The sequence below is a fragment of the Synechococcus sp. A15-60 genome (assembly GCF_014280095.1).
GTDB lineage: Bacteria > Cyanobacteriota > Cyanobacteriia > PCC-6307 > Cyanobiaceae > Synechococcus_C.
Map to the genome: position 1 here is coordinate 135052 of NZ_CP047933.1, position 15378 is coordinate 150429.

At 60.1% G+C, this 15378-nt stretch carries 9 protein-coding genes; 6 read left to right on the forward strand and 3 right to left on the reverse strand.

From position 1 onward, the window contains the following. Window positions 1-7 precede the first annotated feature (7 nt). Genes SynA1560_RS00625 through SynA1560_RS00640 form a run of 4 tightly spaced genes read left to right on the forward strand, consistent with a single transcriptional unit; the run spans window position 8 to window position 6780 of the window. Window positions 8-1732 carry a tetratricopeptide repeat protein gene (locus SynA1560_RS00625; RefSeq protein WP_186500898.1) on the forward strand — a complete coding sequence of 575 codons (1725 nt, stop codon included), beginning with the start codon at window positions 8-10 and terminating at the stop codon, window positions 1730-1732. Further along, entirely contained in the window at window positions 1729-2487 is a 759-nt protein-coding gene (locus SynA1560_RS00630; protein WP_186500899.1) for a peptidylprolyl isomerase, read from the forward strand. The genes SynA1560_RS00625 and SynA1560_RS00630 overlap by 4 nt, the downstream gene beginning before the upstream one ends. Then, window positions 2484-5453, forward strand: coding sequence for a peptidase domain-containing ABC transporter (locus SynA1560_RS00635; RefSeq protein WP_186500900.1), 2970 nt, complete (start codon window positions 2484-2486; stop codon window positions 5451-5453). The genes SynA1560_RS00630 and SynA1560_RS00635 overlap by 4 nt, the downstream gene beginning before the upstream one ends. After that, window positions 5446-6780 (forward strand): HlyD family efflux transporter periplasmic adaptor subunit, encoded by a 1335-nt coding sequence (locus SynA1560_RS00640; RefSeq protein ID WP_255477002.1) that lies wholly within the window; start codon window positions 5446-5448, stop codon window positions 6778-6780. The genes SynA1560_RS00635 and SynA1560_RS00640 overlap by 8 nt, the downstream gene beginning before the upstream one ends. On the opposite strand, the gene SynA1560_RS00645 is transcribed toward SynA1560_RS00640, so the two are convergent. Further along, window positions 6743-9007 carry a tetratricopeptide repeat protein gene (locus SynA1560_RS00645; protein ID WP_186500901.1) on the reverse strand — a complete coding sequence of 755 codons (2265 nt, stop codon included), beginning with the start codon at window positions 9005-9007 and terminating at the stop codon, window positions 6743-6745. The genes SynA1560_RS00640 and SynA1560_RS00645 overlap by 38 nt on opposite strands. A 120-nt stretch (window positions 9008-9127) precedes the next feature. Between SynA1560_RS00645 and SynA1560_RS00650 the strand changes: the two genes are divergently transcribed. Continuing rightward, entirely contained in the window at window positions 9128-10822 is a 1695-nt protein-coding gene (locus SynA1560_RS00650) for a glycosyltransferase 61 family protein (RefSeq protein ID WP_186500902.1), read from the forward strand. A 95-nt stretch (window positions 10823-10917) separates the two neighbouring features. Continuing rightward, window positions 10918-12195, forward strand: a complete 1278-nt coding sequence (locus SynA1560_RS00655; protein WP_186500903.1) for a glycosyltransferase — start codon at window positions 10918-10920, stop codon at window positions 12193-12195. A gap of 4 nt (window positions 12196-12199) precedes the next feature. On the opposite strand, the gene SynA1560_RS00660 is transcribed toward SynA1560_RS00655, so the two are convergent. After that, on the reverse strand, window positions 12200-13039 hold the full coding sequence (locus SynA1560_RS00660; RefSeq protein ID WP_186500904.1) for a sulfotransferase domain-containing protein: 840 nt from the start codon (window positions 13037-13039) through the stop codon (window positions 12200-12202). Beyond that, window positions 13039-15333, reverse strand: coding sequence for a glycosyltransferase (locus tag SynA1560_RS00665; RefSeq protein ID WP_222930220.1), 2295 nt, complete (start codon window positions 15331-15333; stop codon window positions 13039-13041). Before SynA1560_RS00665 ends, SynA1560_RS00660 begins: the two co-directional genes overlap by 1 nt. Between the last annotated feature and the right edge of the window lie 45 nt (window positions 15334-15378).

Consider the following 15378-nt stretch of genomic DNA (forward strand, 5'->3'; position numbering starts at 1 on the left):
TTCCCCCGTGGTCAAGTTGCTGGAGCCCGAACTTGCCCCCATCCTGAATGGTTCCGTCAGTTCTGAGGAAGCGATTGAAGCCTCCCGTCAACATCTGGAGCAGGACAACCCGAATCCCCGATGGTGCATACCTTGGGCTTATGTGCTCTGGCAACAGGGGGATTACAGCGGTGCCTATGCCTTGGCCGCTCGCTATCACACGCTTCTGCAAGACGATGGTGACTTCTTGCTGTTATTCGGGATGATTGCCCGGCAAGTCTCGAAACGCCGCGACGAAGCCGAAGCGGCGTTTCAGGCGGCAATTCGTTTGCAGCCGGATCGACACGATGCTTACTACAACCTTGGCAATCTTTATTTCGCGGAGGAGCGATTTGAGGAGGCGGCCCGGGAGTACCGACGCAGTCTGGATCGTTACCCTGATGGATCACTGAGTTGGCTCAACCTGGGCCTTGCGGCCCGTGCATTGGATCAACTGGAGCTGTCGCGTTCTGCGTTGCAACGGTGCCTGCAACTTGATCCGCGCAGTATCAGGGCATGGTGCAACTACGGCATCACCTGTCACCAGTTGGAGCGCTTTGATCAGGCGATCGAGGCCTATTACCAAGCCCTGAGTCTGGATCAGGACCATGGCCCCAGCTTGGTCAACCTAGCCCAATCGCTCAATGCCTCCAATCGCCACCCTGAAGCGGTGGGTTATCTCCAGGCGGCGTCGTCGCTGACCTTGCAAGAGGACTGTGGTGATGCGTTGTTCAACTTGGCCCTCACTCGCTTGCTCCTGGGTGAGTATGAGCTGGGGTGGGAGCTTTATGAGTGCCGTTTCAAAACCCGCCAACATGATTCCTACACACGCGTGCCCAAGGGCGAGTGGATTCAATCCCCTGAGCGCCTGCGCCAGCTGGCCGCTGATCAAGCAGAGATTCTTGTCTGGAGTGAGCAGGGCTTAGGCGACGCCATTCAGTTCGGCCGATATTTGCATCTGTTGCAAGCCATGGGTCTGCGTCCTGTGTTGGCCACGCGGCCGGTGCTGGTGCGTCTGTTTCAGGAATGGCTGCAGCCGAGTGTGCCTGTGATCGACGACAACCATGTCGACATCACCACCGAGATGCGCCCTCACACCGCCATGCTCAGTTTGCCCCACCTGTTTGGTACGACGCGTCACACGGTTCCTGCCTCGATGCCTTGTTTGCATCCCCCTGGCCCGCCGCCGGAGACTCTTCTGGTGCCTCCACCCCCCGGCGGCTTGGCCATTGGCTTGGTTTGGGCCTCTAACCCTGATAACAAAATGATGTATCGGCGTAAAAGTCTTCCTTTGCCGGAGTTGCTGGAGTCTCTTCTACCGGCCCTGCGCGAAGACCTCTTGGAGCTGCATTGCCTTCAAGTGGGTGAAGACGCCGATGCGTTGCAGCCCTATGCCGACCACCCCAACATTGTCGATTGGAATGGGCGATTGGGTGATTTTGCAGATACCGCTCACGTAGTGCGTCAGTTGGATCTGGTGATCAGCGTGGACACGGGCGTCGCCCATCTGGCGGGTTCCCTAGGTGTCCAAACATGGCTGATGCTCCACTACGACGCGGATTTCCGCTGGATGCGAAACTGCGAGACGTCTCCCTGGTACCCCGGGATGCGTTTGTTCCGTCAAAAAGCCTATGGCGATTGGTCAACTATTGTTCAACCCCTTATGGATGAATTGGGTCGGATCTACGGCTTGGATCTATTAGCTCTGCAATGAGTGATGTTCTTCTGAGCCATTGGTCCTTGCCAGACCCTGAGCTGCGTTCCCTGATCCGTCGCTGTGAGCTGGTGCCTGCCTTGCTGCGTCGTCAGGTTGAGGAGGAGATTGTGGCCTTGGTGGTACCTAATTTAGAGCCCTCCGAAGAACTCTGGACGGCGTTCCATAAGCAGCACAATTTTGAAAATGCCAACGATGCGGCGTTGGAAGAATGGCTGGAACAGCGTGGCTGGGACCACCGTGATCTTTGTCTGCACCTGCTTCGGCCGACGGTTTTAGAACGCTTCAAAGAGCAGCGCTATGGCCCTGGGGTGGAAGAGTTGTTTTTGGCGAAAAAAAATGAGCTCGACTCCGTGATCTATTCACTCTTGCGTGTGAAAGATACTGGCCTGGCTCGTGAGCTTTGGATCAGTCTCAGTGAAGGCGAAGTGGCCTTTGCCGAATTGGCCGCGCGCTACAGCGATGGGCCGGAGGCGCAAACCAAAGGAGTGATCGGTCCTCGACCGCTCGGCAGCATTGAACCGGCCATCGCGGAGCGTCTGCGTAGTCTTCGCGCAGGTCAGCTGCGTCCCCCGGAAGCACTTGGTGAGTGGCACGTGTTGCTTCGTCTGGAATCGCTCAACCCGGCACGGCTCGATCAGCCCACTCGCCAGAAGCTGCTGCAAGAGCAGTTTGAGCTTTGGATCTCACAGCGGGTTGATGCGATCCTGGCCGGTGAAGTCCCAGATCCTCTCCACTTCGATCCCGACGCATGACCTCCGCTTCCACTCTGCAGGGATTGTTGGCCCGTTTTGAGGCCTTTCGTGGTGTTGAGGAGGCGCTGCTGGCCGAAATCACACCCTTGGTACGTCCCTGCAGCTGTGCTGCCGGTCATGAGCTCTTGGTGGCTGATCAACTCCCCGATCAGGTCTACGCGGTGGTGGAGGGGCGCGCTCGCCTGCTCCACCATGATCCTGGTGTGAGCCGACCCCTCACCCTGGCCCTCAGCCACCCGGGTGATCTGGTGGGCTGGGCCGGCCTGGTGCGTCGTCACCCCTGTGAATGGCTCACCGCCTCCACCGATCTCAAGTTGATCGGCATCCCTTCTGAAGCTTTTTATCGCTTGGAGCGCGAATCGCCTGCCTTCCGCGCCTGGCTCGATCGCAGCAGCACCCCATCGGAATTGATACAGGTGCTGGAGCCCAGCTTGCGTCGCCGCCCCCATGCGGAGCCCGATGAGCGGGAAGTAATGCGGCGCCTATTGCCCCACATGCAAGTGTGCAGCTACCGCGACCAGCTGCCCAACCTCGACGCGAGTAGTCGGTGGTTCTGGAACTGCAGCGCTCAGGCTGTCGGTCAGGAGGTGCAGCCCGATCAGTGGGATCCGGCCTTGCTCCGCTCCGACCAGCCCCTGCGCCTAGTGCGCATCGACGCCAGTGCGTTTGAGAGTGCTATGGAGCCGCCGATCGAAGCACCTGAGGAGCTCGATCTCGCCGGTGGCACCGCACCCTGGCAGGGGGATCGCTATTCCGATCTGGGTCCCAATGATTCCGTCGCTCGAGGGGAAGCGCCAGTCACTCAGCTCACAGTTGATCTGGCACGCTTGCCGGTTGTCACCGGTGTGGGCCCGGTGGAGCAGGCGATGGCCTGCCTGGAGATGCTGGCAACCAGTTTCAACATCCCCTTCCGGCGCGATGTGATGGAGCGGATCTGCCGCCAGGAATTGCGTGATCGGCCCGCTAGCTTGGGTCAGATCGCAGGCATGGCTGCAGTGATGGGTTTTCAGCCCACCTTGCTGAATTTGCCTGCCGCTCAGCTGCCGAGGGCCCAGACGCCTTGTCTGGCCATTATTCGTGATCAACCTGCGATGGTTTATCGCATCGAGAAGGCGGAGGTGCTGGCAGTCCTGCCGGAGTTTGGGCGCGTTCGTCTCACCCTCGAAGAATGGATTTGCGAGCAGTCCGGTGTACAGCTGTTGGCGGTGGCCCCCGGCAGGGATGCGCAGCAGCGCAAACTCGGTTTCAGCTGGTTTTTGCCACAGCTGCGCAAATACCGCCGCAGTCTGATCGAGGTGCTGGTGGCCTCACTGGTCCTTCAGCTGCTCAGCCTGGCCAGCCCTCTGATTATTCAGCAGATCATCGACAAAGTGATCGCTCAGCAGAACTTCGACACCTTGTATGTGCTCGGTGCCTTGCTCTTAGCCGTGGCAGCATTTCAGGGCATTCTTTCGGCGGTGCGGACGTATCTGTTTGCCGATACCACCAACCGCATCGACATCGCCCTCGGCGGTGAGGTGATTCAGCATTTATTGCGCCTTCCCCTGCGTTATTTCGACAGGCGGCCTGTAGGTGAATTAACAACTCGGATTGCTGAGCTGGGCACCATTCGCAACTTCCTTACCGGCACGGCGATCACCCTTTTGCTGGATTCTGTGTTCTCGGTGGTTTACATCGCTGTGATGGTTTTCTACAGCGGCGTGCTCACTGTGGTGTCGCTTGGTGTGGTCCCCTTGTTCCTGGGCCTCACTCTGGTGGCGTCCCCATTGATCCGCGGCCAGTTGCGCAAGGCGGCCGAACGCAATGCAACCACCCAGAGCCAGTTGGTGGAAGCGCTCAATGGCGTCCAGACCATCAAGGCTCAGAACGCCGAAGTGAACATGCGTTGGCGTTGGCAACGCAACTACTCGGCCTTCATGACAGAGAACTTTCGCTCTCTGTTGATTGGGGTCAGCTCAGGTACCGTTGGCAACTTTCTCAATCAGTTGACAGGCTTGCTGACCCTCTGGGTTGGTGCGTTCCTGGTGATCAGCGGCGATCTCACCATCGGTCAACTGATCGCTTTTCGGATTATTTCCGGCTACGTCGTCAGCCCTCTGCTGCGGCTGGCAACGTCTTGGCAGAGCTTCCAGCAGGTGGCGCTCTCCATCGAGCGTCTTAGCGATGTGGTTGATGCCCGGGCGGAAGGGGAAAGCGATGCTGTGGATCTGTTACCCCTGCCGCCGGTGGCCGGTGAGGTCGCCTTCCAGGACGTTGATTTCCGCTTCAACGAGTCAGCACCGTTGGTGGCTAAAAATGTCAGCTTCAAGATCCCTTCAGGAGCTTTCGTTGGCATCGTTGGCCGCAGTGGTAGCGGCAAGAGCACAATCATGAAGTTGCTGCCGCGCCTCTATGAGCCCGAGAACGGTCGCATCCTTCTTGACGGCTACGACATCGCCAAGCTGGAGCTGGGGTCGGTGCGACGACAGATCGGCATCGTCCCTCAGGACAGTCTTCTGTTTGATGGCTCTGTGCGCGAGAACATCATCCTCACCTGCCCGGAAGCCACGCCGGAAGAAATCACTGCGGCCGCCAAGGTGGCTTGCGCCCATGACTTCATTATGGATTTGCCTCAGGGCTATGGCACTCGGGTGGGCGAGCGTGGTAGCGCCCTTTCTGGCGGTCAACGCCAGCGCATCGCCATTGCCAGGGCCGTGCTTCAGAAGCCTCGCCTGCTGATCCTGGATGAAGCCACCAGCGCCCTGGATTACATCACCGAACGTCAGGTGTGCCTCAATCTCAAAAAAGCCTTTGAAGGGAGCACAGTGTTCTTCATCACCCACCGCCTCTCCACCATCCGCTCGGCTGATCAGATCCTCATGATGGACCAGGGTTCGCTTGTGGAAATGGGCTCCCACAAGGAACTGATCGAGCAGCAAGGTCGTTATTTTGCCCTCTTCAGTCAGCAGGAGGTGGGTCTTGACTGACTCCAGCACCAAGTCTCAACAGCCTGCTGCAGCCTCCAAAGTGGAAACCCCTGCCAATAGCAGCTCCGGTTCTCAACCGCCAGAGGCTCCCTCCAACAACACGCTTCCTCAAGGATTTACCCCCTGGGAAGGGAGTTCGATGGCCGTGCGTCAGGGACGCCATTGGTCATCCAGCCTGATCTGGGTTAGTGCCGCCATCTTTGGGGGGGCCGTGATTTGGGCGTTCAGCGCCAAGGTGGATCAAACAATCACGGTGGCGGGCCGACTTGAGCCTCAGGGCAGTGTGGAAGAAGTGGATGCACCAGCCACCGGTGTGGTGAGCCAAGTGTTCGTGAAGGATGGCCAGAACGTCACAGCAGGCACGCCGTTGGTGGCCATCGAAGCCAAGGGCCTTGCAAGTAGGCGTCAGGCTGTGGAAACCACCATTGAATTGTTGCGGGCTCAAAACGACTCCCTGCAAAGGATTCTCTCTTCTGGCGGTACTTCGGATGCGATGCCACCGATTGCTTCGTTGCCCACTGGCATCGAGTCGTCCTTTCGCGACAAGCTTGCGACCGCTGTTGAGCAGACACGCCAGATCAGTTCACGCCTGCGGCAGATTGATGAGCGGATCGCCAGCAAGACCAAAACTTTGCAGTTGACGGAGCGTATTGCCGAGGATCTACGCCCGCTTTACGAGAACGGCGGTTATGCCCGTCTCCAGTACCTACAACAGCTCAACGCCATCCAGGAGCAGACGGCCGAACTGGCCACATTGAAAGAGGAGCGCAGCTCTACCTTGGGTGCCGTGGCTGGTCAGATCAACGCAAATAATCGGGAGCTGGAAGAATTGCAATCTGAGTTGATCAAGTTGCGAGAAGAGCTCTCTTACCGGTTGATCAAGGCTCCGATTGATGGCAAAGTTTTTGATATTCAGGCCACACCTTCTGCTCTGATTCCTGCAGATCAGGTAGTGCTGAAGCTGGTGCCGGATAGCCGACTGGTGGCCAATGTGAACATCACCAATCGCGACATTGGTTTTGTTAAAACTGGTCTGCCGGTGTCGGTGGGCGTTGATTCTTTTTCACCCGGTGAATTCGGCTACATCCGAGGCACGTTGGTGAGCATTGGTTCGGATGCACTGCCGCCCGATCAGGAGAATCCTTATTACCGCTTCCCCGCCACGGTGGAACTCAAGCAACAGACCGTGGAATCAGGTGGCAAGCTTCTGAATTTGCAAAGCGGCATGTCGGTGTCGGCCAACATCCGTTTGCGTTCTCGTCCGGTGATCAACATCATCAGCGACATGTTCACCAAGCAGCTGGAGGGGGTGAAGCGCTTCCGTTGATTGGCTGCCACCGCTGCCGACTCAGCAAAAGATCGGGATACCAATGGCTGCTGCTCTCAGTTATTCCCCAGCGCCAGTCGCAGGGGTTATTCAGCATCAGCACGGTGGGTAATCCCACCAGGCCCGCCAGGTGGGCTATTGCGGTGTCGACGCAGAGCAAGCCATCCAGCTTTGTGAGCTGCTTATAGGTGTCCAGCCAGCTGCTGCTGGTTGCAGCCTTGTGAAGATGCTCTCGTAGCAAGGGGTGGTTGGGCACCGGTCGGTCCTGCTGGAGATTCACCAGCTGGATCTGCCCTGTTTGCCAGCTGTTCCCCAGCTGTTGGTTCAGCACCGCTATCACCATCTCCGGCGGCAGGCTGCGCTGTTCGCTGCGGGTGCGGGCATCTGCATCCGGTTTGTGGCCTGCGGCCCACACCAAACCGATGCGCCCCTCGGTGGGAAGGCCTGGAGGTTGATCATCTGAGGGCTTTTGTTGAGCGCTGAGCGCTGCTGGTCCATCCAGCGCCAACGCCACAGGCAGGCTCATCAGCGGGCAGTGCGGCCTGTGGTGCTCCCATGGTTGGGGGCCCTTGTTCTCCATGGGTTGCATGTCCACGGCGTGCTCACCGTTGTGTTGGCTAAGCCAGTGCTTCACCAAAGAGATCAGTGAGGGCCGCAATAGCAGAGTGAGTCGCTTGCAACGCGGCAACAGCAGCGGCAGCCAGCGCAGACACTGCATCGCATCGCCGAAACCCTGCTCATCCCACACAAGCAGGCTGTCCACGGTTTCGCCTCGCCAAAGATGCTGCGCTGCAGCAGGGCCTTCGGATCCGGAACTCCATGCCCCTGGCAACACGCCCAGGCGGGCTTCCAGCAGTTGCCAGTGTTCAAGCTTCCAGGGGTCGCGTCGCAGCTGCTGTACGGCCAGGTTCTGCAGCAGACGATGTCGCTGGCTGCTGGCCGCTGGGCTGCCGGCGCTGGACCACAGCAGCTGTCTCGCGTCCTCATGGAGCTTCAGCCCAAGGGCCAGACGCTGGCAGCGTTCTGCGGCGGCGGGTTGGTTGTTATCACTAAGCGCGAGGGCCAGATTAGTCCAGCTGATCGCATCGGGGGCGAGTCGGGCCCGTTGCCGCCCCAGTTGTGTTGCGACGTCTGGCCGGTGCAGGCGCAACTGCAGTTGGCAGCAGGTGTTGAGCAGCAAGGCCTGCTCCTCTGGATCCTGGCTGTGTTGCTGCTCGGCTTCTGCCAGCAGGGAGGCGGCTTTCTGCAGATCGCCTTGTTGCATCACCAGAGCAGCCAGATTGTTGAGGCTGCGCACCAGACCGGGTTCCAGCCTCAATGCCTCTTGGTAGGCACTGGAAGCGCGCTCTAAATCCCCGGCCCGCTGGGCGGACAGGCCCCGCTGATGGGCGGCTTCGGCTGGGCTGTTCAGGATCACGCGGTCGCGGCAGTGCTTGTAGTGGGGGGTGGCCAGCTGCATGAGTTGGGCCCCGTTGGGGTAGCGCAAACTTCCCTGGAAGTCGATACCTGCTTGCACCAAGCCAGGGTCAGGACCTGCCTGCAGGTGTTGCTGAACGCTGTGGGTGAACAGGCCGGGTCCGGTGAAGCTGCGGATCGCTTCGCTGGGTTGATCAAAGCGCTGGCCTGCATAAACGTCGGCATGGGAGCAGATGGCATCAATCATCCTCGTCAGTAGTGGATGACCGGCCCGAAAACCAAAGCCCCACTGCACCACCAGACGGTCATGGTGCTGGAGTCGTGAAGCCGCAGCCGGTGGGGGTGGCAGGGGGCACCAGGTGCTCTCAAAACTGATCAGTCCGTCGCAGCCCTGATGCAGCAGTGAGCGCAGCGGCACGATCAGGATTTTGTTGATGTCGAGGTAAAAGCCGCCCCGGTCGTGAATCACGCAGTAGCGGAATAGATCCGCCTGCATCACGCCGAATTGGGCGCGCTGGTAAAGGTCGCCGATCGGATGGCTGCCCCAGCGCTCCTGCATGTAGCGATCGCGCCGCTGCCGATCCCAGAACTCGAAGCTCAGCTCCGGGTTGCGCTCGCGCAGGTCCAGCAGTGTGGTGTGGTGGTTGCGGCCAAAACGGTTCTGTTCGGCGGTTTGAATCAGCCTGGGGGGAATCGCACTGTCCCAGGGAGGGTTGGCAGGGGATCCGTGCCGATCTCCGATGGCGCGCAGTGGAAATTCGCCGTTGAGGCGACGGGCCAGCTCCAGGCGCTTCTCGAAAGACGGGGCCATCACCCTGGGTGCGATACCAGCAAATTAGGCGGCCTGCTGACAGCAAACGCTTCGGTGCGGGCTTCAGTCGTGTAAAGCGGTGCTTGTCAAAATGCAGGCAGTCATCGAGACGCTTCCGACATGCGGGTTTTGCATCTGCTCGCAGAGGACCGCGTCCTGTTTCATTTGTTCGCTCTCGAGTTGAAAGCGGTTCACGATCGCTTGACGCTCGAACCAGATCAGGATTGGGCTGCTTTGATCCCTGCTTCGTTTGCAGGGAGTTGGCGGCACCGTGCTTTGGAAGGTCTGCTTCCTGTCTTCACGGCAGCTGACGATTTGCCCCCAGGTCACCAGCCCATTCCTTTGGGCCCTGCTCAGCTCAATCCTCAGCTCGAGAGCAACTGGCTGGTCCCCTATCGGCGTTTTGCGGATTGTCAGCCCTGTCCCAAGGCGCGGGACATGGTGACCCGTATTCAGCGCCATCACCGGGTGTTGCCCGGGCCGGCTCGCGAGTGCGTGCTGATTCAGCGCAGGGAGAGCCGCGTGCTGCGCGTTGCAGAAACCAATGAATGCCTTGAGCAGTGGCTTGCGCCTCGGCTGGCCGAAGTGGGCATTTTTTTAAAAGTTGTTGTGTTCGAGGACCTTGATCCTTTGGATCAATGGCGTGCTGTCGGGCAAGCACGGGTTCTGATTGGTGCGCATGGGTCTGGATTGACCAACTTGGTCTTTACCCCAGTGGACTGTCAGGTTCTTGAAATTGACTTCCGGCGCCTTTGGAATTGTGATCCATTATGTGAAGCTCACCGGAGTGGTCGGCTGGCTTCTTGGGAGTCTTGTTCGAAGCATCCGCCTGAGTATCACAAGGCTGATTATCACAATCTTTGTGGCTTGTATGGCCGCTCTTATTGCGCACTATCAGCTCTGGACTCTACCGGCTATGTTGGCTCAAACCCGATTGATGTTTCGGCATTAATTGTTTCTGGAAATTCTTTGTTGGAGCAGGTCAAGTCTTGCATGGTTAGCGCAACCGCTTTTGGCCGTATTCGATCTTTAAGGCCGCGAATTGCTGTACTGAGTAGTTTTTATGGCCGCCCTTATTGGTCTCGAGACTCTCTTGCTAACCATCTTTTCTATTGCCTGCATCATGGCTATGACTACTTTCCCGCTTTGCAGAGGAGTTCGCCCGAATTGCACCATAGTTGGGAGAGGGTTGCAAGATTGCGCTCGCAATTGTTAGCGGGGCGTTATGAGGCTTTGTTTTGGATGGATGGTGATTCTTGGTTTTTAGATTCTGGCTTTCCACTCGAGTCATTCTTAGAGGGTTCGACGGCCTCGATTCAATTCACGGGTGATCAGAGTGATGTTATTAACACGGGACATTTGTTGTTTCGATGTGATGCTGCTGCACTCAGCTTTTTGGATGCTTGGTGGGCCATGCGTGGCCCTACTGATGCAAGGCTTGCAACAAGTCATTATTGGTCTGGTGGGCTCATGGATGGTCCAGCAGCGATTGCTCTCTTGGGGGGCGCTGATCCTCTGAAGTCAGACACGTGGGCAACTGGTTTCAACAACATCAATGGTTGTCCTGGCAATCCTTACCGGAGGCTCAAAAAGTTTCAAGCAACCCATTGCCCTGTCGATGTCGAACGTGCATCGTGTGCGGAGTCTGAAATTGCAGAGCCTTGGCGTTCAAAATGCAAGGTTTGGCCTCAAGGACGACTCAATGCATATCCATGGCAGATTCAAGAGGGCGATTTTATTGTTCATTTTGTTGGTGATGAGGCGAAGACGTGGATGAAGGCCTCTCGGCATCTTGTTAATCGCTATCCCAGTTAAAAATTAGCGATTGATTGCTTGAATTCTGCTTTCAGCAGCCAAGATCATGTGATCGTTTTCGGGCACATTGGGTTGGCTGACGTGGGCTTCGATCGGTGCTGACAAACGCGCTTGATGTTCTGCGTCTCCATGGTCCGATGGCTTGTCTGAATTGGCTCGATGACCAGAGGCGTCGTGGAGCGAACGAAGTAGGGCAGGGCGCTCACTTGCTTCATGAGCTTGAACGCCGCCTGCGCGGAGAGCCGGCACCCCATCTTTTGGTCGATGCACTCTGGTTACAGCGGCCGACTGGCGGGATCACCAGGGTCTGGGAGCAGATCCTCACCACCTGGAGCCTGCCGGGCCTGGTGTCTGCGGCTGCACCAATCACGCTGATTGATCGGGAGGCCCGCTCCGCGCTGCTCAGCCGCTTTGCCCTGGTGGAGCGGCCGCCTTTGGATCCCCTCGATATGGCCGCTGTGGCGGGCTGTTCCGATGCAAACGGGCGGCTGGCAACGGAACTGGGTGCCCAGGTGTTTCTCTCCTCCTGGATCACGGTGTGCGGTGAGGGGCAGCCGGTCTGCCCGGAACTAGCACTGGTGCATGACTGCATGCCCGAACGCAGCCAGACGCCCGAGCCGTTGCGCCGTCAGCGACGCCGTTGGCTGACGGGCGCCTCGGCCCACCTCGCGGTGTCGTCAGCCACGGCGACAGATCTGGAGGGCCTGCTGCAGCGGCCCGCAGGCAGCATCTCTTGGTGGCATCCAGCAGTGGCCACCTGCTTTCTGGAGCGGCCGGAGCCGGCGGCCCGGGAACGCTTGTGGGCGAACGTGCAGCGCGCATCCGGTTTGACCACGCCGCTGGTGGTGTTGCCCGCCAGTTCCTCCATCGGCAGCTACAAGAACCCCGAACTGGTGGCAGTGGCCCTGGGTGAGCCTGGGTTGGAGTCGGTTCAGTTGGTGGTGTGTGGTGCAGCCGCCGATCACCATGCCCATGCCTTGGAACAGGCCTATCCCTTCCTGCAGGGCCGCGTGGTCAGTGCTGGCTTCACCGACCTCGAGCTGGCCGAGGTGTACCGGCGCGCTCTGGCGGTGGTGGTGCCCAGCCGCATTGAAGGCTTTGGTCTGCCGGTGGTGGAAGCCTTGGCGGCAGGAGGGATGGTGATCCGTGCCGATGCCCGTGGCTTGCGTGAGGCGGGTGCTGGAGCGGCCCCCTGCGTGGATGTGGACGATCACGCTGCCTTGGCCCGGTGGTTGCTGCTGCTGATGGATTCCCCGTCGCAGGCCTGGCTGCAACCCCACTTGCACCGGCGCTGGAGGCAGCGTCAACGACGACTGAAACCCGACCGCCTGGGCCTGGCATTGTTGGCCCAGGCGCGCACCCTGGCGGGTTAGGCGATCACCAGCGGATGTCGAGGGTCTGATCCAGCCACGCAAAGGTGGGTTCCAGTTGTGCCTTCAGACGTTGGCGCACCTCCTCGGGCACCTGTGCGGCTTCCCCAGCACCTTTGTTTTCAGCTGGGATCGGCGTGTCGTCTGGGAAGGGGCGGATGTTCAGAAACTGCTGAATCCTCTCCAGTGCCTGGCGGTCGCCGCTGAACAGATCATCGCTGCGCAGCACCAACACCCTGTTCCGGCCAAACAGCTCGAAGAAGCGCGGCAGCTGTTCGTCGTAGCGGCTGCGGGCCAGATAGCTGTGCTCCTGATAGCTGAGGTGGGTGCCGCCAGGCTTGTGGATCACCTCCAGTGCTCCCTCCAGCCGTTCGGGTTCAGCAGCTAAGGCGTCGTCCAGTGGCAGTGTTTCCAGCTTCCAGCGGCAGGAGTGGAAGTACTGCGACAGCGTGCGCTCCACCGGATGACGCAGCAGGGCGATGATTTTCATGTCGGATCGCAGGGCGTGGATCCGCTGGGGCACTGCTGCGTGGAACAGGTAGTAGGGCGTGATTTCACCCCGTAGTTGTCCCGCTGGGGCTGGTTCGAATTTCTCGCGATACCAGGCATCACCGCGTTCGTAGAACTTGGTGAAATAGTGAATTTCCTTGTTGTCCGGCAGGTAGATGTCCGGATGGCCTTTCAGCAGTTGGTAGAGGCTGGTGGTACCACCTTTCTGCGTTCCCACGCCCAGGAAATGGGGGCGTGGATGACGTTCGCGCAGTCCTAGTTCAGCGCGTGCGGCGCGCCAGCGGCGGCAGCCGGCATCGCTGAGCTGCTGGAGAGCGGAGGGGGGGAAGGATGCCATCAGCGCCGAGTCACCAAGGCGTTCAGTTTGCGTCGGATCCGGCCGGCGCCACGCTTGGCTTTGCCCGCAGCCCGTCGCCACAGCGGCTTGGCTGGTGCTGCCGGGGTGTGCACCTCCACCTCTTGAGATTTCGGCACCTCCGATTCCAGCTCTGGTTCCACATGCAGCCGCGGCAGTCGTTCGTGAAACGCTTGCCAGCTCTGCTGGATACGCCAGCTGGGCAGGGTACAGCCCAGTTGGTAAGCCTCCGATTTCTGCTGGCGATCCCTGAGAGCGGCATCAAGATGACGGGAGAGATCGTCGCTGTCGGCGTGGCTCAGCCACTGGCGGTCTGGGGCGCGCACCAGTTCCGCGGTTCCACCCACATCGGTCACAACCATGGCGAGACCGCTGTCGAGCAGCTCCTCCACCACGCAGGGGCTGTTTTCAATCAGTGATGGGATCACCACCACGGCATCGAGCTCCAGCAGACGTTGCAAGGCGGCGTCCCGCAGCAGATCCTGTTCGTGTTGCACCGCGATGCCGCTGCCCTGCAGCGTCTGAGCGATCAGCTCCTTCCCCCAGAGCGGCTCGCCGTTGCTGTGGCGCCCCACCACGCAATCACTGCCCAGAAACAGCACCCGTTGGGGGCGTGTGTTCATCTTCAGTAGGGCCTCCAAAAACAGCGCCAGACCTTTGCGTTGTTCCAGGCGCCCGAAATACACCAGATCCAAGCCTTCTGGGCTGCCCGTGTTGTTCCGTTCAGGGCGCTGGAGGCGCTGCGCCAGTGGGCAATTGCGGTTCACCAGCAGGTGCTCAGGCCTGTGGCCATTGAGCAGGTTGTCGCTCACCCAGGTCGCCATCGCTGCAGAGGGAGACACCAGCCAATCGGCCTGCAATAGGCCATCCAGTTCCAGGGCCCTCACCACGCCTTCGTCGAAGAGCTGGTCTTCCTCTGCGAGCAGTCCGCCTTGCGCGTCCCTGGGCCAGGGATTGCCGTGGCGGGCCCAGGCGCTCGGCCCGTGAATCCCCACCACCAGTTGGGGTGGATGCGGTTGCAAGGCCTCCTTAAGTCCGCTGGCCAGGCCAAGCCAGTCGTGCAGATGCACCACGTCGGTGCGGTGATCCCTGAGCCATGCGGCCACCCGGCGCACCAAGGCCAGACGACTGCACCCACTGCTGTCCAGGTGATGCACGGCCAACCCCTCCAGGGCCGGGCCATCGGCCGCGGCTCCCGGTTGCACCAGCAGCACCGTCACGGGGTGTCCTGCCGATCGCAGCGTCACGGCCAGTTCCCGCATCGCCGATCCGATGCCCCCACCCGGTCCCCAGCCCTGCAGCTCGCTGGTCACCAGCGTCACGGACACCTTCGGCAGCAGGGTTTGCTGCTCCCGCTGAAATCGGTTCAGTTCCAGGGGGGCGGCGGACTGGTTCGCGGCTTGCTCCAGTTCATCCGCCAGCAGTGTTGGCAACCCGGCGCAGTCAGGGACGCCGTTCTGCAGGCGGACTTGCAGCGCCTCGGTGCCGGGATGCAGCTCAGCCACAGAGCCAGCGCCGCTGAGGTTGTCCTTGGCCTGCGTTGGCAGGTTGCGGTCCACGCGGCTGGAGAGGAGGGTTTCGGCCTCGGCGCTCAGCGGTCGTTCCAGCCAGTCGCACAGGCGCTTGATCTCCTGGGCTGGTTTCCCCATCAGCGCATCAAAGCTCGTGAAGGCCGTGTTCCCCTGCGGCACTGTTGAGGCCGCCAGCAGCGCTTCGGCGTAAGTGCGTTGCCACAGCGCTTCCGCCCAGAGTGCCGGCACCTGCCCCTTGCTGCTGAAGGAGCGGATGTTGCTGGCCGGATCGCGGTGAACGATCAGCGGCCGTGCTTCAACGTTCAGGGTCTTCAGCACCTCCAGCCAGTCCTCCACCAGCACGGCGCTGCGCGGGTCTTTCACCAGCCACATCGCGTCCTTCTGCAAGCGCAGGGGAATCAGCTTGGCCAGCTTCTGGCGGAATTGCTCCCGGGCGGGATGCTGCCGCTCCGGCAGGCGGAAGGCACTGCGGTAGCTGCTCCAGTGGCGCTGCAGGTCCAGCAGGCAGGCATCCTGCAGTTGCACGATGGCTTCATCTTCGAAGTAGTCGTAACGGGGCCGTTTCTCTTCCGGGATGCGTTCGCGCAGCAGGAGGTCGGGCCCGAGTGGGATGCCGGCGGTGTGCATCAGATTGCCCAGCAGGCTGGTGCCGCTGTTGTGCATGCCCAGCACCAGGACGCAGCGTTGAACCGTTGATCTCGCCACGCCAGAGCCCCGCCGGATGTCAGTGGCACATGCTGACATCACTGCAACGGAGTGGATCGCGATAACGTCGCGCCGTTCATCGAC